This window comes from Pandoraea pnomenusa (assembly GCF_040391475.1).
Taxonomy (GTDB): domain Bacteria; phylum Pseudomonadota; class Gammaproteobacteria; order Burkholderiales; family Burkholderiaceae; genus Pandoraea; species Pandoraea pnomenusa_C.
In genome coordinates this window covers 30,368-49,813 of sequence record NZ_JBEBXS010000012.1, presented here as the reverse complement: position 1 = coordinate 49,813, position 19,446 = coordinate 30,368, and the positions used below count along the sequence as shown (strand labels likewise).

The 19,446-nt window shown below is 63.8% G+C and carries 19 protein-coding genes; 1 reads left to right on the top strand and 18 read right to left on the bottom strand.

Annotated elements, in window-relative coordinates:
- Window positions 1-40: 40 nt before the first annotated feature.
- From soxB to ABWO90_RS14195, 18 genes are all read right to left on the bottom strand, one after another.
- The gene (gene soxB, locus ABWO90_RS14280; protein ID WP_353191891.1) at window positions 41-1,750 is read right to left on the bottom strand and encodes a thiosulfohydrolase SoxB; all 1,710 of its coding nucleotides are present in this window, start codon (window positions 1,748-1,750) and stop codon (window positions 41-43) included.
- 102 nt (window positions 1,751-1,852) lie between these two features.
- Entirely contained in the window at window positions 1,853-2,401 is a 549-nt protein-coding gene (locus ABWO90_RS14275) for a TlpA family protein disulfide reductase (protein ID WP_353191890.1), read from the bottom strand.
- Window positions 2,402-2,486: 85 nt separating this feature from the next.
- The gene (soxX, locus tag ABWO90_RS14270) at window positions 2,487-3,137 is read right to left on the bottom strand and encodes a sulfur oxidation c-type cytochrome SoxX (protein ID WP_353191889.1); all 651 of its coding nucleotides are present in this window, start codon (window positions 3,135-3,137) and stop codon (window positions 2,487-2,489) included.
- A 19-nt stretch (window positions 3,138-3,156) separates the two neighbouring features.
- Window positions 3,157-3,942, bottom strand: coding sequence for a sulfur oxidation c-type cytochrome SoxA (gene soxA / locus ABWO90_RS14265; RefSeq protein WP_502922621.1), 786 nt, complete (start codon window positions 3,940-3,942; stop codon window positions 3,157-3,159).
- A gap of 261 nt (window positions 3,943-4,203) precedes the next feature.
- On the bottom strand, window positions 4,204-4,515 hold the full coding sequence (soxZ, locus tag ABWO90_RS14260; protein ID WP_353191887.1) for a thiosulfate oxidation carrier complex protein SoxZ: 312 nt from the start codon (window positions 4,513-4,515) through the stop codon (window positions 4,204-4,206).
- A 32-nt stretch (window positions 4,516-4,547) separates the two neighbouring features.
- Window positions 4,548-5,012, bottom strand: a complete 465-nt coding sequence (soxY, locus tag ABWO90_RS14255; RefSeq protein WP_353191886.1) for a thiosulfate oxidation carrier protein SoxY — start codon at window positions 5,010-5,012, stop codon at window positions 4,548-4,550.
- A gap of 135 nt (window positions 5,013-5,147) precedes the next feature.
- A complete protein-coding gene (locus ABWO90_RS14250; protein WP_353191885.1) occupies window positions 5,148-5,477 on the bottom strand; it encodes a c-type cytochrome in 330 nt (109 codons plus the stop codon).
- A gap of 82 nt (window positions 5,478-5,559) precedes the next feature.
- The gene (locus ABWO90_RS14245; RefSeq protein WP_502922620.1) at window positions 5,560-6,672 is read right to left on the bottom strand and encodes a c-type cytochrome; all 1,113 of its coding nucleotides are present in this window, start codon (window positions 6,670-6,672) and stop codon (window positions 5,560-5,562) included.
- 121 nt (window positions 6,673-6,793) lie between these two features.
- Window positions 6,794-8,158, bottom strand: coding sequence for a sulfite dehydrogenase (gene soxC / locus ABWO90_RS14240; RefSeq protein WP_353191883.1), 1,365 nt, complete (start codon window positions 8,156-8,158; stop codon window positions 6,794-6,796).
- Window positions 8,159-8,306: 148 nt separating this feature from the next.
- On the bottom strand, window positions 8,307-8,654 hold the full coding sequence (locus tag ABWO90_RS14235; protein WP_353191882.1) for an ArsR/SmtB family transcription factor: 348 nt from the start codon (window positions 8,652-8,654) through the stop codon (window positions 8,307-8,309).
- Between the two features lie 475 nt (window positions 8,655-9,129).
- Window positions 9,130-10,719, bottom strand: a complete 1,590-nt coding sequence (locus tag ABWO90_RS14230) for a ShlB/FhaC/HecB family hemolysin secretion/activation protein (protein WP_353191881.1) — start codon at window positions 10,717-10,719, stop codon at window positions 9,130-9,132.
- A gap of 373 nt (window positions 10,720-11,092) precedes the next feature.
- Entirely contained in the window at window positions 11,093-12,376 is a 1,284-nt protein-coding gene (locus ABWO90_RS14225) for an FCSD flavin-binding domain-containing protein (protein WP_502922619.1), read from the bottom strand.
- Between the two features lie 80 nt (window positions 12,377-12,456).
- Complete coding sequence (locus tag ABWO90_RS14220; RefSeq protein ID WP_353191879.1) at window positions 12,457-14,340, bottom strand: polysaccharide biosynthesis protein; 1,884 nt, start codon at window positions 14,338-14,340, stop codon at window positions 12,457-12,459.
- A 79-nt stretch (window positions 14,341-14,419) separates the two neighbouring features.
- On the bottom strand, window positions 14,420-14,980 hold the full coding sequence (locus tag ABWO90_RS14215; protein ID WP_353191878.1) for a sugar transferase: 561 nt from the start codon (window positions 14,978-14,980) through the stop codon (window positions 14,420-14,422).
- A 110-nt stretch (window positions 14,981-15,090) separates the two neighbouring features.
- Window positions 15,091-16,056: a UDP-glucose 4-epimerase family protein gene (locus tag ABWO90_RS14210; protein ID WP_353191877.1), complete on the bottom strand. Its 966-nt coding sequence runs from the start codon at window positions 16,054-16,056 to the stop codon at window positions 15,091-15,093.
- Window positions 16,057-16,429: 373 nt separating this feature from the next.
- Window positions 16,430-17,200, bottom strand: coding sequence for a BON domain-containing protein (locus ABWO90_RS14205; RefSeq protein WP_353191876.1), 771 nt, complete (start codon window positions 17,198-17,200; stop codon window positions 16,430-16,432).
- A 118-nt stretch (window positions 17,201-17,318) separates the two neighbouring features.
- The gene (locus ABWO90_RS14200; protein WP_353191875.1) at window positions 17,319-17,906 is read right to left on the bottom strand and encodes a phosphoheptose isomerase; all 588 of its coding nucleotides are present in this window, start codon (window positions 17,904-17,906) and stop codon (window positions 17,319-17,321) included.
- Window positions 17,907-18,050: 144 nt separating this feature from the next.
- On the bottom strand, window positions 18,051-18,404 hold the full coding sequence (locus ABWO90_RS14195; protein ID WP_353191874.1) for a YraN family protein: 354 nt from the start codon (window positions 18,402-18,404) through the stop codon (window positions 18,051-18,053).
- Window positions 18,405-18,475: 71 nt separating this feature from the next.
- On the opposite strand from ABWO90_RS14195, the gene rsmI reads away from it, so the two are divergent.
- Window positions 18,476-19,360 carry a 16S rRNA (cytidine(1402)-2'-O)-methyltransferase gene (gene rsmI, locus ABWO90_RS14190; RefSeq protein WP_353191873.1) on the top strand — a complete coding sequence of 295 codons (885 nt, stop codon included), beginning with the start codon at window positions 18,476-18,478 and terminating at the stop codon, window positions 19,358-19,360.
- Window positions 19,361-19,446: the final 86 nt, after the last annotated feature.

The window sequence follows — 19,446 nt, the reverse complement described above, 5'->3', positions numbered from 1 at the left end:
CAGACACCTTCCGGGGTCTGCAAGACCGGGAATTCGCTGCCTACTTCATCCCGTCATTTTGGTTCATGCCGAGTACCTTCGGCATCTTCGGCGCAGACGCCACGATCGTCTTCTGCGCCCGAAGATAACGCGCCACCACGTCCCACACCGGCTCGCCCTGCGCCCCTTCGGCGACCGGTGCCCAGCCCGCGACCTTGTAGGTCTTGCCCGCCTCGATCGCTTTGCCGTTCAGGCGCATGTCAGTGATGCGCTTGCCCATCGGCGCCATCGGATCGATCACGTAATCCATGCCCCCCACGCGCACCATGTCTCCGCCCTGCTGATAGTACGGATCGGGGTTGAACAGATTGTCGGCCACGTCTTCGAGCACCGTCTTGATCGTCTCGCCGGTCATCGGCGTGAGCGTCGTGTACGGATAGGTGATCGCCGTCTGGTCGAGCAACTGCTCCATCGTGATCGCCTGCCCCGGCAGCAGCGACGTGCCCCAGCGGAACCCCGGCGAGAAACCGATCTCGGCGTCCTTCTCGGCCATCACCGCGTCGAGCAGCAACTGGTCGAAGGTGCCGTTGAAGTTGCCCCGGCGATACAACACGCCTTCGGTCACCGCCAGCGGCTCGGCCAGCTTCGCGGCGAACGGTGCGCGCACACGCTCGATGAGCGCCTGCATCTGCGCGTCGGCCGGCAGCAGGTTGGCGAACACCGGCAGCAGCTTGTAACGGAAGTCCACCGGCTTGCCACCCTTCACGTCGAAGTCGAGCACCGCCAGGAACTTGCCGTTCGAGCCTGCATTGGTCACGAGCGTCTTGCCGCCCGCGTTCTGCACGACGACCGGCTTCGGCACACCGTCGTGCGTGTGCCCGCCCATGATCGCGTCGATGCCACGCACGCGCGACGCCAGCTTCAGGTCGACGTCCATGCCGTTGTGCGACAGCACGACCACGACCTGCGCGCCCTTGCCGCGCACTTCGTCGACCATCGACTGCAAACGCTCTTCCTGAATGCCGAACGTCCAGTCGGGCACGAAGTAGCGCGGATTCGCGATCGGCGTGTACGGAAATGCCTGGCCGATGATCGCCACCGGCACGCCGTTCATCGTCTTGATCGTGTAGGGCGAGAAGACCGGGTCGCCGAAGTCGTTCGTCTGCACGTTCTGGGCGACGAAATCGATCTTGCCCTTGAGTTGTTCCTCGACGACGGACTTCACACGCTCGGCACCGTATGTGAACTCCCAGTGCGCCGTCATCACGTCGACGCCCAGGGCCAGCGTGGCGTCGACCATGTCCTGTCCCTTCGTCCACATGGCCGTGCCGGAGCCCTGCCACGTGTCGCCGCCGTCGAGCAGCAGCGCGCCCGGGCGCGACGCCTTCATGCGCTTGACCAGCGTGGCCAGATGCGCGAAGCCGCCGACCTTGCCATAGGTGCGCGCGGCAGCGGCGAAGTCGAGATACGTGAACGCATAGGCCTCGGGCGTACCGGCACGCAGACCGAACGCCTTGAGAAACGCCTCGCCGACAAGATGCGGCGGCTTGTTGGCCTGCTCGCCGATCCCGATGTTGACGCTCGGCTCACGGAAGTAAATCGGCAGCAACTGCGCATGGCAGTCGGTGAAGTGCAGCAGGTGCACGTTGCCGAACTTCGGCAGATCGTAAAACGCCGCAGCCGCCTTGGCCGCCGCCGTTTCGTGATGCGACAGCGCCATACCGCCCGCTGCCGCGACCGCCAACACCTGCATGAACTCGCGTCGATTCATTTCGTCTCCGTGGCGCGCGCATTTCGTGACGCGCCTGTCTTGTCGTTGTCCAGCGCTGTTTCCAGCGTTATCAGGCGTTGCGTGTCGGGCAATCCCGTGGACTCACTTGCCCGCATAGTCCGCGAGCGCCGCCACGTCCTCGCCGAACATCTCGCCCACTTCCTTGCGCAACACGCGGCCGTTGCGTCCGATCACGTAAACCTCCGGCAGCCCGCGACGCTTGCCCAGCGCCGCCTTCCAGGCGTCGTTCTCCATGCCCGCCGGGAACGTGTAGCCGTGCGCCTTGATGTAGTCGACGGCGTCCTGCGGCTTCTTGTCGATGGACAGCGTGACGATCTGGATCGGCTTGCCGCGCGTGGCGTCGTACAGCTTCTGCACGTGCGGGTTCTGCTGCGCGCAGAACGGACACCACGACGCCCAGTACTCGACGATCACCGTACGGTCCTTGAACGCGCTCGCCGGCAGCGTCTTGCCGTCGAGCAATGTCAGCGACGGCAACGTCACCGTATCGCCGACTTCCAGCGCCGATGCGCTCGTGCTCAGGCAAGCCGCGGCAGCCAACACAACGGACGCAATCGCCTTGACCGGAACGCAGGACACCGCCGGCAGGCGTGCCGTCATGCGACGAACCGACACCATCAGGGATTTCATACGGCACTCCGAAAACCGGTGGCGGGTGCCGGGCACCGGATCGCGAGATCCGGCGTCCGTCCCGAATGTCAGACAGGCTGATGGCTTACTGATTGACCGGCGAGGCCGGGTCGAGCAACAGCGCCATGACGTCCTTCAACTGCTGTTCCGTCAGAATGCCCGCCGAGCCGAAGCGCGGCATGTTCGAACACGCCATGTAGCTGTGCGAGTCGTACACCTTGGCCCACGTGTACTTGACCACTTCGGGCGAGTCGCCGCGCAGCTTGCCGTAGTTGTACAGCGACGGACCGATGTTGCCGAACGAGATCTCGCTCTTGGTCAACTGGTGGCACGCGTAGCAGTTGCCGCCGTTGACCGTATCGGCCTTGTCGGAGAACTGCATGCCGCGACCGTTCTGCGCGACCTTCTCGCCTTCCTTCCAGTCGCCCAGATACTTGCCGTCGGCCGGTGCCTTGACACTTGCCAGCTCCGCCTTTTGCAGACGCTCGGCCACCTTCGCCGGCATCGGCTTGGTGGCGTACTGCGTGCAGAGCTTCTGCAACTCGCTCTGATCGATGCGATCGAGCTTGGCGATGCCCGCGCTGCGGAACGAGTCGCGCAGTTCCTGGACCACGGCGCCATCGGTGCTGCCGGTGACGAGCTTCACGCCCTCGCCCTCGGCGAAGGCCGTGCCGACGACGAGTGCCCCGGCCGCGGCGAGCGCGACGCTCGTCGCGCGCAATGCGAATGATTTCATGGGTGTGCCTCGCGTTCGGTCAGCGCTTCAGGCCGGGGGCGTCCATCTTGCCGCCGTTGGCCATCACACCGAGGAAGGTAATCAGATCGATCGACGCCTGCGAGCCATAGTTCAGCTCCGGCATGCGCTGCTGGCGGAAGCAGTCGTACATCCGCCACTGGATCGTGCGAAGCGCGCCCTGCGAGACACGATAACCGGGCCAAGTCGCGAACGCCTGACGCGCCGCAGCGGGCTTGGTCAGATTCGGCAGGTCCTGCAGGCGAATGCGCTTGTCGTCCGCGCCGTGACACGACGCGCATGAAAAGTCATACGGGCCGGCACGGTAATAGAAGATTTTCTGGCCGCGCGCGTACGCTTCCTTCTCTTCCTTGTGCGACTGCGGCACGCGGATCTGCGCGCCGCGCGACTGTCCGGAGACATACGCCGCGAGCGACTCGAGATCGGTCGGGTCCTGGCCTTCCTTGGAGAACGGTTGCTTGATGACGTCTGCACGCTTGAAGCCCTGCAGATTCACCATGCATTCGACGATGCGCGACTCGGCATCGAGCACCCGCCTGGTATCGGGGAAATAACGCGGCAGCTGCGCGTAAGCGTCCTTCACGACGCCCGGGCCGAGGCCCAGATCGCACTGCGCGAGTGAAACGTTGTTCGGGCCGCGCGGCGTTTTCCAGAGTTCTTCGCCACGCATTTCGATGAGTTCCGCCGGGTTGCCGTCGGCGAGCATCTCGCGATATTGCGCGATGGCGTCGGCCGTCGAGCTGTCGGCCGCGATTGCGGGAACGCTCACGCCGGCCACGGCGAGCATGCCGCCAAGCACGGCACCACGCAAACCTTGCCGCCATGCGGCGCGGCGCGTGTGGTGCGTTCGTGCGCTATGTTGCGCCTCGTTCATCTGACTCTCCTCTTTGTGGGGTTGGTCGGGCGCGCGACGGAGACGATTCCCCGCGAGCGCTCGGCTTGCACACTGCACGGCGCGATGTGAACGCCACGCCGTCCCACCCGGCCGGATAGCGTGGCAGCAGGCATGCGAACATGCGCGCCGCGTCGGCCTCCGGCATTCGCCCTGTCAGGCGATGGTCGTCTCGTCGGTACGCGAGTCGCCCTTGTTGTCGGTCCACGTCACCGTGACCTTGTCGCCCTTCTTGGCGCCCTTGAACTTGAACGACATGAACGGATCTTTCGAGACTGCCGGGCCCCATTCGGCCGACAGTACCGTCTTCCCGTTGCATGTGGCCGTCACGTTCTGGATGAAGTGTGCCGGCACGATATTACCGGAAGCGTCTTTGCGCTGGCCGGTTTCCATGATGTGGCTCATCAGCACCTTGACCTCGACGACACCGCCGGCCTCGGTTGCGCGAATGCGCATCGGATTACCCATGTTTTGGCTCCTCTTGTTCTACGATGCGCCGATTAACCGCCGCAGCCGCCCAGCGTGACCTTGACTTCCTTCTCGGCCACCAGGTACTTGTTGTCCGCCTTGACGAGGGCGTAGACCTTCGAGGTCTGGCCCATCTTCACGCGCGTGGTCACCGACGGCTCCGTGCCTTCGGGGATGTCGAACGACGCGGCAAGCGTGTTCGGATTCTTCTCGATCAGAATCGCCACCATCTGCGTGTTCGGCGCCTTGCTCGTCACCGCCACCGGCACGACCGCACCGTTTTCGGCGATATCGGGAACGGTCAGCACGACCTGGTCGCTCGGGCTCGCGCTCGTGCCACCCAGCGCCTTGACCGTGTCGGCCACGCTGCGGGTCGCAAACGCCGCCTTGTTCCACTCCTGTGCCGCGCGCGCCTCCTCGGGCTTGATCAGCCCGGCGGCCACCGCCAGTCCCATTACCGCGGAAAACCGCAGCATGTCGCGTCGCTGTTGGTTCATCTCTATGTGTTTCCTTCTCTGAAGGCCACCGGTGCGGGGTGAGCAAAATGCGTGTGTCGCACCGGTCGCCGTTCGCTCGCCCGACACACCGCCAATCCTGCGCAGCGGCCTGCCGACGAGCCCCCTGCCCCTGGCTTACTTCGCCGGGGCGCCTGCCAGAACCCAATCCACCAGGATCTTGGCGTCGGCATCCGACAGGTTCGGGTGCGCCGGCATCGGGATCGGACCCCAGACACCCGAACCACCGCCCTTCACCTTCTTGACCAGCTTGGCCACGGCATCCTTGTCGCCCTTGTACTTGGCGGCAACTTCCTGATAAGACGGGCCAACGAGCTTCTTGTCGACAGCGTGGCAACCCATACAGGCGTTGGCGGCTGCGAGCTTGGTCGCTGCTGCGACATCGACACCGGCGTGCGCCAGCGAGGTACCGGCGAGCATGGCCGCAGCGATCAGCAACTTCTTCATCGTATCTCCTTCGATTTGTGTAGGGGACGGGGTCCTGCGGCGGCCTGATAGGCGTGGCGCAACCGTCGGACACCCAGCCCGCTCAATGTGCACCACGGAGAATCCAGTCGACCATCGTACGGACGTCGGTTTCGGCGACCTGTGCCTGAGGCGGCATTGGCATGCTGCCCCAGTTACCGGCACCTCCGGCACGTATCTTCGCCACCAGTTTTTCAGTCGCATCCGACTGCCCATGGTACTTGGTGGCGACCTCCGAGAAGGCGGGCCCGATCTTCTTGTCGGTCACGCCGTGACAGGCCAGACAACCGTTCTTGTCCGCAAGCGTTGCTGCCGGTGACGTCGCAGCGGCGGTTTGGGCCGGCGCGTCCGGACTCGCCATGCCGAGCGTGGCGAGGGCCGCCGTCTTGCGCACCGACGCATTTTGCGCGGCAGTGCCCGACAGCGGCGGCAGCTTCGTATCGATACCACGCACCGGGCCGATGACCCGGTTTTGCGCGGCCAGATCTCCGTGTGCGTCGCGGGCGTACGCAGGGAGTGCGGACGTCACGATACCAGCCTCGGGGCAATCCTGCATACACGCCTTGTTATGGGTATCCGGTTTGTCGCCCACGCGCCACATGCCGTGCGCACGCGTCATGCCGTTGCGGTTGGGCATGCGTTTCTGCACGTCGCCAATGTTCTTGTCCGAGAGCACGAAGTCCGCCGGCACGATCTCCCCGAGATTCAGGATGTACGCAGTCACCGCGTAGACCTCGTCCGGGGTGAGCGAGCGCGGCGCGTTCCACGGCATGGCGCGACGAATGTAGTCCCAGATCGTCGAGATCGTGTCGACCTTCATGAGCGTGGTGCGCACCGGCTGATTGTTCGCCCGCAACGACGCCACGTGCCCCGTCTTGATGTCGTCCGCAGTCGTGCCGCCCACCAGCGGATTGAACACTTCGTTGCTCTCGCCGAACGTGCCGTGACACGACGCGCAGCGTGCATCGAACAGCGTCTGTCCGTCAGCCACCGACCCCTGCCCCTTGGGCAATCCCTTGAAGTCGGGACGCACGTCGATGTCCCACGCGCCCAATTCGGCAGGCGTGGCGTCGCGCCCGATGCCCGAAGGCGCCTTGATCGGCGTGACGGCGGCGGCCTGCGCCGACTTCTGCGCGGTAGCCGCAGCGGCCGGTGCCGCCTCTGCAGGACTCGATATCCATGCGAAGACCGTCATGGACGCAAGTGCGATCGCACTCGCCCACAGGCCACCGATGGCCACGGCCATTACCCGACTGCGCAAACGAGGCGAGCGATTCACCGGGACCGACGACTTTTGTTCAGTCAACGTGAACATTGGTCACCTCCCCGTTTGCCGCGACTTGCCACGTCTGGATGGCGTTGTTGTGATAAATCGACTTGGTACCGCGCACTTCGCGAAGTTGCCGGTAACGCGGCTGCACGAAGCCGGTCTCGTCCACGGCGCGGCTTTGCAGCAGCGCGGGCGAGCCGTCCCATTGCCAATCGATGTTGAAGCGCGTGAGGCATTTCGGCAGCACCGGCGATTCGATGCGCGCTTGCCGCCACGACTTGCCGCCGTCGGTCGATACGTCCACGCGCTTGATGCGTCCGCGCCCCGACCAGGCGAGGCCCGTGATGTTGAAGTAGCCGCGATCGAGCAGCGCCTGTCCGCCGGACGGCGACGTGATGACCGACTTGCACTCCTGGATCGACGTGTACTGGCGGTGCTGACCGTCCGGCATCAGGTCGACGTAGTGACTCGTTTCATCCTTGGTATTCCAAGGCGCGTCGCCCACCTTGATGCGGCGCAGCCACTTCACCCACGACACGCCCTGCACGCCCGGCACGACGAGACGCAGCGGATAGCCGTTCTCGGGACGCAGCATCTCGCCGTTCATGCCCCAGGCCACGAGCACGTCGGAGAGCGCCGCCTCCATCGAAATGGTGCGGGTCATGCCGGAGCCATCGCCGCCTTCGGCGAGCACGAACTGGCCGCGCCTGGTGTCGGCGCCCACGTCGTCGAGCAGCACGGACAGCGGCACGCCGGTGAATTCGCAGCACGACAGCATGCCGTGCGTGTACTGGACGGTCGGCACGGCCGCGTTCCCCCACTCCATGCCGGTGTTCGCGCCGCATTCGATGAAGTGCATGCGCGAGACCGAGGGCAGACGCATGATGTCGTCCATCGTGTACACCTTCGATTCGCGCACGAGGCCGTGCACCATCAGACGGTGTTGCGTCGGATCGATTTCCTGCCAACCCTGGTGATGGCGCTCGAAGTGCAGGCCGCTGGGCGTGATGATGCCGAACAGGCCCTGCAGCGGGGTGAACGCCACGGACGCCTGCGCGGTCTGGGTGAGACCGGGGGACTGACGGCGCTGCAGGTTCGCTTCGTACTTCGACGGCATGCCGTACGGACGGGCGGCGACCGGCTGGCCGAGCGACGTGGCCCACGGACGCGGCTCGAGAATCATCGGGTCGCCATCGCCGATGGCTTTCGATGCGTCGGCGGCAAACGCACTGCCGCCCGCGAGCGCGGCGCCGGCGGCCAGAAAGCTGCGTTGCAGGAAACTGCGGCGCGTGGGGTTCAACCCGTCGCGTGCAATGTCGCCGGCGAGTGTGCCGTCGATGAAATTCTCCGGCGCACGGCGCAAACGGCCGGCGCGCGTTGTTTTGTCGCTCACCCTGTCTCCTCGCGTTTTGTGGCGTCCGCCAGCGTCACGAGGAGGCCGGCGGCTTACAACTTGTCTTTGGGCTGCTGCGCGCGGCCCACGAAATCGTGAAGCCGCGCGGCCCTGCGGGTCTTGCGATGTTGCGGTGCTACGGCGTGCGTCAGCTCCCGCGTGGCATGAAGCCATCGACGGCGCGCTCCGGCAGCGCCTCCTCCTCGATTCGGCCGGCGACCTGCACGCACACGGCGCGACAGATCTCGACCACCCCGGTATCCGCGATCGCGTAATACACCTGGTTCCCGTCGCGGCGACGCGCCAGAACACCCGCCTGGTACATCGCCCCCAGGTGCCGCGATACGTTCGTCTGCGACGAACCCACTTCCGTCACCACATCGTTGACCGAGCGCTCGCCACCACACAGCGCGTGCAGAATCCGCAGCCGCGTGGGCTCGGACAGCAGGCTGAAGTAATGCGACACCTTTTCGAATACGCGATCGAGTTCTTCCATGACGGTCAGTCTTTGAGTTCGTGTGAAGGCACAACAGATGCCGTATATGCCTACATACGCATATACGGATAATCAAAATAACGGGCGAAGTACGCAAGCTGCACTGCAACATATCGGACGCCGATGTATTGCTGCAGGCGGCGGCTTTTGAGCGCTGCGTCGCAGCGATGCCGTGTATACGTTCGGATATAGCGCGTGTCGCGTTATGCGATTGCGAGAAGCGCGACGTCGCCTGCCCGGAGACGGGCATCGGCGACCACGACGACACGGAGGTTTGCGACATCAGGGAAAAACCTGATAAGAAAAGTGACAAGGAATGAGACGCCGGCGCAACACATCCAGCGTATCTCATCCCTTGCCGATGCGGGGAACGTGAAGTGACGATCTCGATGACACGAGAAAACGCCGTATCCGACTACCGGCGTTCGGAACAGCGTTCAGGCGGCCCCGGCGACCGCTTGCGCGTACCGCGACCTCACTCGAACTGATACGACCAGTTCGCATTGAATCGCAGCGGACGACTCGGCGAGTTGGTCGGCGCGTCGGCCATCGGCTTGGCGATCGACAGGTCGAGCGAGTAGTACTTGCTGTCGCTGATGCGAACGCCCAGACCCACGGAGGCCAGCTGGTTGTGGAACAACTGCCCGGCGTTCATGTAGACGCGCGCCGTGTCGAGAATCAGATACGGCTGGATCGTCTTCAGGAAGCGGTAGTCGGTGCGGAACATGCGGTTCAGCTCGATGGACGCGCCCCAGCCCTTGTCGCCGGCGATTTCACCGGCCGGATAGCCCAGGCCGAAGCGCTGCCCGCCGAAGGTGGCCTGTTCAGACGTCGGCAACGTATTGCTGCTGTACTGCGCGCCCGCCGAGACGATCACGCCGAACTCCCACGGGAGCACGACACCTTGCTTGCCATCGAACGTGAAGCGCCAGAAGCCGAGATCGTAAGGACCGAGAATCTGCGCCACGCCCGGGGGCTGCGTGGTGTACGACTGACTCGCCCCCATGCCGTTGAACCCCTTGAACACGCCGAGCGTGGCGCTGCGGGTCTGTTTGTCGGTCACCTCGTTGTACGCGAGCTGAACCTGACCGGCGCGCACGTTCGTCTGCGAGTTGATGAAGTTGGGCGAGTTCGGCACTTCATAGCGATCGCGCGAGTTCACGCCGTACATGCCGCCGCTCACCGTCAGGCTGCGCTGGTTGTTGAGCAGGATCGGATACGACAGCCCGAGCGCGATGCGTTTGGTGTCGAGGTGTCGCGTCAGGCCCTGCAGCGCCTGATCGTCAGGCTGGCCACGATAGTGCGACGCGTCAAGGCGCGCCTGCAAACCGTTCGAACCGAGCGGCTGAATGTACGAGCCCGCGTAGAACTCTTCTTCGTTATGCCCCTTCGGCGCGATGGCCGTGAGCTGGATCTGCTCACCGAGCGGCGTCAGCGCGTTGCTCGTGACGGTGAACACGCCGCGAATGCCCGGGTTGTTGTACGAGAGCGACGTGCCGAGCGTCACCGGCTGGCGTGCGACGTCCAGCGAGAGTTCGGTGGCGCCGTCCGTCTGCGTGGGCGGCTGCACGTCGGCCTTGATCTTCATGCCGGGCACGAGCGTGAGCAGGTTCAGATAGCGCTCGAACGTGGCGCGCTTGAGCGGACGTTCTTCCTCGATGTGCGCAGCGATATTGCGCAGCCGTTGTTCAGACGCCCCCGGCGTACCGGTGATCTTCGTGCTCGAGATGTAGCCCTCGACCACGGTCACGCGCACGAAGCCGTCGTTGAAATCCTGTGCAGGGACGAAGGCGAAGGACAGCAGATAGCCCGCGTCCTGATACATCTTCGTGACCTGATTGGCCTTTTCCACGAGATCGCCGATGGTCACTTCCTGCCCTGCCATCGGTGCGAACAGCCCGGCGACCTGCTCGAACGGCAGCGATTTCACGCCTTCGATACCGAATCGCTTGGGAGTGATCTTGCGGGCAAGGAGCGCCTTGAGCGCGTCTTCCTGTGTCGGGGGCTGAATGCGAATGGTCGCGGCCGGGGCCCTGGGCACCTCGATCCGCGGAATACTTTGCATCGGGTCACCACGGACCGGACTGGCATCCGCCCACGCTTGCTGGGTGCCCAGCAGGCTGACGGTACAAAGCGTGACGGCGACGACTTGAACGACTCTGCGGTTGCGAACCGGTTTCACCGAGTCCCCACGCATGACGCGTGACGCAAGACGGGACTCTCCCTGGCGATGCGCCATCCCTGTGCCCCCCAACGTATATTTTTTCGTTGGGCCAGTGTAACCGAGAGGTCGCAGGCCCCGTCAACGAGGGAAAGCCGTGGGAATGCGGCACGCAAGCAACACCGGAATGCCACCCTTCGGCAGGGCGTACTTTCCGTCGCTTAGAGCGTCTCCTCCAAACGGCGACGGACGGCGGGAAATGCCGCCGGAATCCGCGTCAGGCCAGCATGTCGGCCCAGATAGCTTTAGCCCAAGCCATTCCGCGGACGAAATCGTCCCGCGTGGGTTGAACTGAAACATCGGACTTGCCCGGTACCGCGACCATGGTGCGCTGCACGCGATCGTAGCGATGCTCACCGGCGATGTGCATTGCCTCGTCGTCCGACACGAAACTGAAGCAGAGATTGGTACACACGGGTTCCGGATTGACCTGACCACCGGACAACTCCGCCACGATCGCCGCCGCACATACCTTCGCGTGCTGATTCGCCATTTGTCCCGATTTCGGCATTTGCGGCGCGATCTGGATGGCGTCGCCCAACACGTGGACGTGAGGAGCCGCTTTTGAGCCGAAAGTCAGGAAATCGACGTCGCACCAACGACCGTTTGCGGTCGCGAGGCCGCCCTGCACCACAATGTCCGCTGCCCGCATCGGGGGGATGACGTTGAGCACGTCGGCCGTCACCTGCTCGCCGAGCTCGAATCGCGCGGCGTACCTGCCTGCGTCCAAGGCAACTTCCGTGCAATTGAACTGCGGATGGTATTCCAGCGATTCGCCGAATCGCGAGGCCCAAAGCGTCTGAAACTGGTTGGCTTCAGAGAGGATTTCGCTATTGGCGTCGAACACCAGGACCTTGGCGCGCGGGTTGTGACGGCGCAACCAATGCGCCGCCTGTGTGGCGCGTTCATAGGGGGCCGGCGGACAGCGCAACGGCGCTTCCGGAATCGTCATGGCAAACACGCCCCCTTCTGGCATGGCCGCAAGGGCCGCGTGAAGCGCAGCGGATTCGGTGGCGTGTGTCCACCCGACGGGTAACCGGTCACGCAGTGCGGGGGCGTCCAACCCCGCGACCGCGCCGCGCTCCAGCGTCACGCCTGGCGACAGCACCAGACGATCGTAGGCGAGCGTCGAGCCGTCAGCCAGGCGCAGCGAGCGACGCGTGGCGTCGAATGACTGAACGGAGGTACGGCGCCACGCCACACCATGCCGACGGGTGAGCGCATCGTAGGACACCGTCAGATCGGCAATCTGGCGATTGCCGCCGACCACGAGATTCGAGAGCGGGAGACTGACGAACGACTCGCGCGGCTCGACGAGTGTGACACGCAACGAGTGCTTCGACAGCACCCGCAAGTACTTTGCCGCCGTCGCGCCGCCGAACCCGCCACCGACCACGACGACATGCGCGTTGCGCGACACCGCCGTTGCGGCCACGGACGCACCGGCGCCAAGACAGGACGCTGCAGCGAGCGTGCCCCGGAGAAAGTCGCGACGTCGCATCATCGAGCGGGTATCCCCTGTTCTTCGAAAACAGCAGACGTGTGCGACGCCACTGGCGCGCCAACGCCTTGCACTGAAGGTTAGTGAAGCGTGGCCGCCCCGCCCACGTTGCGGAGCTGGTTTGCGTTCAGGCCGTAGAGATGATCCTGTATCTCGGTGACCATGCGGAATCCGGAAACACATTCATGAAGAATCGTGACGATCTCGTCATGGTCGTTCTTCTCACACGCCGTATGCAGGCGGGTCAACACCGTCGAGAGCTTGTCGCGCGGCAGGAAGTGCTCGTTCGCCATCATGATCTTCGGATGGCGTGTGCCGGCGACATCCTCGCCGATCAGCAATTCTTCATAGAGCTTTTCGCCGGGGCGCAGTCCCGAGAAGTGGATCTCGATGTCGCCTTCGGGCGAGGCATCCTCTTTCACTGAAAAGCCGCTCAGGTGGATCATGCGGCGCGCCAGATCGGAAATCTTCACCGGCTCGCCCATGTTCAACACGAACACTTCGCCGCCCTGGCTCATGGCGCCCGCCTGGATCACCAACTGCGACGCCTCGGGAATCGTCATGAAGTACCGCGTGATATCGGGATGGGTGACCGTGACCGGCCCGCCGCTCAGAATCTGCTTTCTGAACAGCGGCACGACCGATCCGGACGACCCGAGCACATTGCCGAATCGCACCATGCAGAAGCGGGTCGGGACGGTCGGGTCGTTGGCGTAAGCCTGAAGGATCAGCTCGGCGAAACGCTTGCTGGCGCCCATGATGTTCGTCGGTCGCACCGCCTTGTCCGTCGAGATCAGCACCATGATCTGGACACCGGTCGCAATGGCCGCACGCGCTGTGGCCAGCGTGCCGAAGACATTGTTGAGAATGCCCTCGGTCATGTTGAACTCGACGATCGGCACGTGCTTGTAGGCCGCCGCGTGGTAGACCGTCTGAATGCGGCACGATGCCATGACGTCGCGCTGACGTGCCTCGTTGCGTACCGAGCCGAGCACGGAGATCAGGCGCACACCAAGGCGCTTGTTGGCGATGATCGCCTCCAGTTCCTGCGCGATGGAATAGAGCGCGAATTCCGACTGCTCGTAAAGCACGAGCGAAGCGGGGCGTCCCAGCACGATCTGACGGCACAATTCGGAGCCGATCGAACCGCCGGCCCCGGTCACCATCACGTGTTTGCCGAAGATGTTGGCTTCGAGCAGGTCCTGATGCGGGGGAACGATCTCGCGCCCGAGCAGGTCGTCGATTTCCACTTCCCGGATGTCTTCCGCCTTGACGACACCGTCGACCAGATCCGACATGCCCGGAATCACGCGCACCTCGACCTTCAGGGGTTCGAGCTGATTGATGATCTGCAAGCGGCGCGTGCGTCCCGCCGAGGGAATCGCCAGCAGGACCTGCCGGATCTCGTAGCGCTCGACGAGATGGGGCAGTTCGTCGGGGGAGTGTGTCCTGAGTCCGAGAATCTGCATGCCCTGCAAGGCGGGCGCGTCGTCGACGAAGGCCACGGGCTGGAAGTCGCGCCCGGCGCGCAAGGCAACGGCCAGTTGTCGCCCGGAACTGCCCGCACCATAAATGACGACGGACTGCCGGTCGTGACGCAGATTCGACGGCACGGTCTTCTGCAAAATGGCGCGCGCAAGGAACCGGCTACCGCCAATGAAAAGCGTCGCCATCATCCAGAAGATCAGCATGGCGCCGCGCGGTACCGGAGGCAGCGTGAGAAAGACCAGGACGGCCGCGAACAGGCAAACCGCCACCGTCACCGCAACCACGATCATCATCATTGCCCGGGCTTCGATATACCGGATGACCGCGCGATACAAACCCAGGCGCACGAAGATCGGGATGGCAACGACCGAAATGAGGGGATACGCCCACCACGAATAGATCTGAGGGAAATGCCAGACATCGAGACGTAAGCCGATGGCAGCCCAAAGCGCAAACGGAAGCAGCAGCGCGTCCATACACACCATCACCGAGCTTTTGACGGTCCGCGGTAGATTCGTGATGAATTTGAGCACTTTTTGGTACCTCCACCGCTAATTAATGAGACACGCCATCCCGTCGCATGACTTTAAAGAAAGTCGCGATCAGGATTTCGATATCGAACTTAAAACTGCGGCGCTTCAGATACTGCACGTCGAACTCGACCTTCACCGGAATGGGAAGCTCGTCGCGCCCATTGATTTGCGCCCAGCCCGTCAATCCGGGGCGCAGTTCATGTACGCCGTAACGCGTACGCAGATCAATCAGATCCTCTTGGTTGAAGAGCGCCGGCCGGGGTCCGACCAGGCTCATGTCACCACAAAGAATGCTCCAGATCTGCGGCAGTTCATCCAGACTGGTGCGGCGCAGCATGCCGCCGATCGGGGTGAGGCAAGCCTTCGGATCCTTGAGCAGGTGCGTGGCGACGGCAGGCGTGTCGACGCGCATCGACCGGAATTTCGGCATGCGGAAGATGCGATTATCGCGCCCGACGCGATCCGACCAATAGAGCGCCGGACCGCGCGACGTGAGACGCACCAACACGGCGACGATGAGAATCGGCACCAGTAGTAGCAACCCTGCGAGAAGTGCCACGAGAAAATCGAATACGCGTTTCATAGGTTCTAGGGCTTCTGCTTTTCCTCGATTACGTCGACGTAACGATAAGGATTACAGTTTTCAAATAATAGTGCGTGGCCGATCGTCGGATGATCGGCCACCGATACCACTCAGGCATTCGAATTTCGCCAGGCGGCGACCGTCTCGCCCAAACCCTCTTCGACGGTAGCTGGCGGATTCCATCCCAACTGCCGGCGTGTATGGTCGATGTCGACCTGCAGCGACCCGAGTACACGGTCGCTGGTTGCGCTTTTGCCCAGCATGCCTGCCACAGCGCGCATCAAACCGGACGGCACCGGCAGGAGTTTCGGGCGCACCCCCATGGCCTTCGCCAGGCCCTCGATGAGGCCCTTGGTGCTCAGATCGGCACCGTCCGAGGCCATGAACGTCTGACCGGCCGCATCGGGATGCGTGGCCACAACGGCCAACAGATCGGCGAGATTACGAACATAGACCATGCTGCGCTGGTTCCGGACGGCACCGAACGGCAGCGGCACTCCACGGGCGACGGCCTGCATCAGGCGCAGGAAGTTCGCCTTGACCCCCGGCCCGTAGACCAGTGGCGGACGCACGACGGCCACTTCAAGCCCCGTCTGCTTCGACACCTCCCAAAGCGTCGCCTCGGCCTCCTGTTTGGAAATACCGTAGGCGTCCTGAGGGGCCGGCTGGTCGTCGTGCCGGAAAGGTGAGCGCTGGCTGGTACTTTCGCCGTTAACCTTGACCGAACTCACGAATACGAGTCGCTTGACGCCTGCGCGCGCACATTCCCGCGCCAGTCGCCCGGTACCTTCGACATTCACCTCGCGAAATTTGCGCAAGGCCTCGTCGCCATGACTCTCGCCCATGATATGGACTCGCGCGGCGCAGTGGACCACTACATCCACACCGGACAGCGCACCGACCCAATCGGTATCGCGTCCGATATCGCCGATGAGACGAACCTCAGGCGGATGCCCGCCCACAGGCGCCCTGCGGAATGCGCCCGCAACATGAATACCGGCATCGTGCTGCAAACGCTCTACCAACGCCGCGCCTACCATGCCGCTTGCGCCGGTCACCAGAATACTGACTGTCATTTGCTAATTATTCTGATTTACGGACTGGTCGTCGCAAAACGTGCCAGGGATCGGATATCGCGATTCCCTTTCATATTATTTGCCCGACCGGAAATTGAAGGACTCTATGATAGCGACCTTTGTCCGTGACAATTGGAATAACAGACTAATTCCGTCTATGAGCAATGAATTGATAAGCGTTTCAACAACATCGATCCGCCCGAAAATCATCGTGCAAGACGGCCGGCATCAAAGTTGAGAAAGCGCAGACAGACGTTGCGATTTCATTTCCACCAACCAACATTGCGGGCATGAACGCCCGAGCACTGAGGGCGTGCGTCCTGATTCGGCGCCCGGGCACCTGCGTCCCGGGCCGCCGCCGGCCCGCAGCCTGTCAGTTACCCGTCTTGTTCGACGGACCGGGCTTGATCGGTGCGTCGCTGATCGGTGCGGGCGACGACAGGGGCTTGGCCGTCACCGTATCGTTGCCGATCGGGGTGGTCGTGACGGTCGCGGCGTTGGCATCGCCTTCCTGCACCGGTGCCGGGTTCTTCTCGGCTTCGGTCGACAGGCGCTGCGCCTCTTCCGGCTTCACGTATTCATAGAGCTTGACGACCTTCTGCACGCCGTCGATCCGGCTGGCCACGTTCGCAGCGATGCGACCTTCCTCTTCGGACACGAGGCCCATCAGGAAGACCTCACCGCGCTCGGTCACGACCTTGAAGACGTTCGCCGAGATTTCCTTCGTGTTGATCAGGTTGGCCTTGACCTTGCTCGTGATCCACGCGTCGTTCGAGCGCGAGCCGAAGGAGCTTGCCGGTCCGATGGCCATCTCGTCGACGATGCCGCGCACGTTGCTGATCTGCTTGACGATTTCCACGGCGCGCTGCTTGCTCGCGTCGTTCGGCACCTCGCCGGTGAGCAGCACGCGGCGGTTGAAGACCGTGACGTTGACGTGCGCCGCGTCCGGCAGGTTGTTGGCGATATTGGCTTCGGCCTTGACCTGAATCTCGCGGTCTTCCGTCTGTGCGCCGACAGAACGGCGGTCGGTCGCGACGAGGGCGCCGGTCGCGGCGCCGCCGAGGATGATGGGGGCGCAACCCGCCAGGGTCGCAGCAATCAACGCTGCCGCAGCAAGCGGCTTGACCACGCGTTGGAAACTCATCGGGCATTCTCCTTGTTGGATGGTCTAACGGGCCGGCCCCCGCCGCACCCCACCGGCACCGCCCGCCCCCGCGACCCGGTGCCCGTCATGATCTTGACGTCTTGCGGTGACAATAGGTTCACTCGTCGCCAAGCAGCGCCGAGTCGATCAGGTCGCAAAGACAGTGAATCGTGAGCAGGTGCACTTCCTGAATGCGTGCCGTGCGCGTTGCGGGCACGCAGATGTGCACGTCGAGCTCACCGAGCGCGTCGTTGACCTTGCCGCCGCCCTTGCCGGTCAGGGCAATCACGTGCATGCCACGCTGATGGGCGGCCTCGATGGCCGCCAGCACGTTGCCGGAATTGCCGGACGTGGTGATGGCGAGCAAGACGTCGCCCTCGTGACCGAGCGCGCGTACCTGCTTCGAGAAGATGACGTCGAAGTTGTAGTCGTTGCCGACGGCCGTCAGGATCGACGAGTCCGTCGTCAGTGCGATGGCCGGCAGTTCGGGGCGCTCACGCTCGAAGCGGCCGACGAGTTCGGCCGCGAAGTGCTGGCAGTCGGCGGCCGAACCGCCGTTGCCGCATGCGAGAATCTTGTTGCCGTTGGAAAGTGCTTCGACCATGACCTCCGCTGCAGCAGCGATAGGTTCTGCGAGCGTCTTGCTCGCTTCGAGTTTGGTCGCGACGCTATCCGAAAAGTGTTGCTGAATTCGTTCGATCGACATGGTCGTTTGCCAAGGTGTCGCAAAAACCACCGGTCTCGCGCGGATGCCCGATGGGCGTTTCCCTGTGCCAGCCGGCATTCCGAGGCCGTCAGTCCTGAAAACGGCACTTTCGCAAGTGTAACAGGCCGGAGGGCGCGAGTTCCCTCAGCACTCGTCCGCCCGAAAGGCGTCAGGCAGCCAGCGGGCCACGGGCGGGCGGCCGTCGAACGCCACGACGTCGAAGCGACACCGCGTCGCCGGTCGCCGCAGCAGGTAGTGGCGTGCAGCGAGCATCAGCCGTCGTCGCTTGGCGCGCGTGATGCTGTCGGCAGCCCCGCCGAAGTCGCTCCGGGTGCGGGCGCGGACCTCGACGAATACCAGCACCTCGGCCCGATCCCGCATAATGAGGTCGATTTCACCGCCGCGGCAGCGATAATTGCGCGTCACGAGCCGCCAGCCGCGACGCTCCAGCAGCGCCTGCGCGCGGCCTTCAAACGAAACTCCTAGCTGATTGGACATGGTTGTTCCGATGTTTACCGTTCCCGGCCCGGCCGGTACCCCCACCGCCTGCATGGCGACGGACCGCTGTCATGGATGAGCGCCTGATGTCGTTGGCCGAGGGCCAGCATTACCCCACGGGCACGCTCTATGTCGTGGCGACCCCCTTGGGCAACACCGCCGATATCACCGTGCGTGCGCTGCACATCCTCGGCATGGTCGACGCCATTGCCTGCGAAGATACGCGCAACAGCGCGCAGCTGCTGCAGCGGTATGGCATCGACAAGCCGTTGATCGCGGCCCACCAGCACAACGAAAACGAAGCGGCGACGCGCCTGGTCGAACGTCTGCGCGGTGGTGAGCGTATCGCCTATATTTCGGACGCCGGCACTCCCGGTATTTCGGACCCGGGGGCGCGCCTGGTCGATGCGGTGCGCGCCGCGGGGCTCGGTATCGTGCCGGTGCCCGGGGCGAGCGCGGTGATTACGCTGCTCTCGGCAGCCGGTGCCTGGGTGGAAACGTTCACCTTCGTGGGTTTTCTGCCGTCGAAGGCGCAACAGCGGGCGCAGGCAATTGCTGCGCTGGCGGGGTCGACGGCGGCACATGTTTTCTACGAAGCGCCGCATCGCATCGTCGAGACGGTGGCCGCGCTGGCCGAGGGCCTGAGCGGCGACCGCCGCCTGTTGATTGGCCGCGAACTGACCAAGCGTTTCGAAGACATTCACGAGTGCGCGTTGGCAGACGGTGTCGCCTGGCTCAAGGCCGACGCGAATCGTCAGCGTGGCGAATTCGTGCTGGCGGTGTCGGGGGCTGCGGCAAGTACGACCGACGATGGCGTGGACGCTGAAGCAGAACGCGTCCTTGCCCTGCTGGTTGCCGAGTTGCCGACGAAGAGCGCAGCCAAGCTCGCCGCCGCCATTACCGGCGCGCCCAAAAACGCGCTTTACGAACGTGCGCTCGCCCTCAAGAACGGCTGAGGCGCGACCCCGCAACGGTCGTTGTATCGGGACATCGCGAATCGGATGCTTCCGATACCGATAGCGTTGCCATCCCAAGCGCCTCC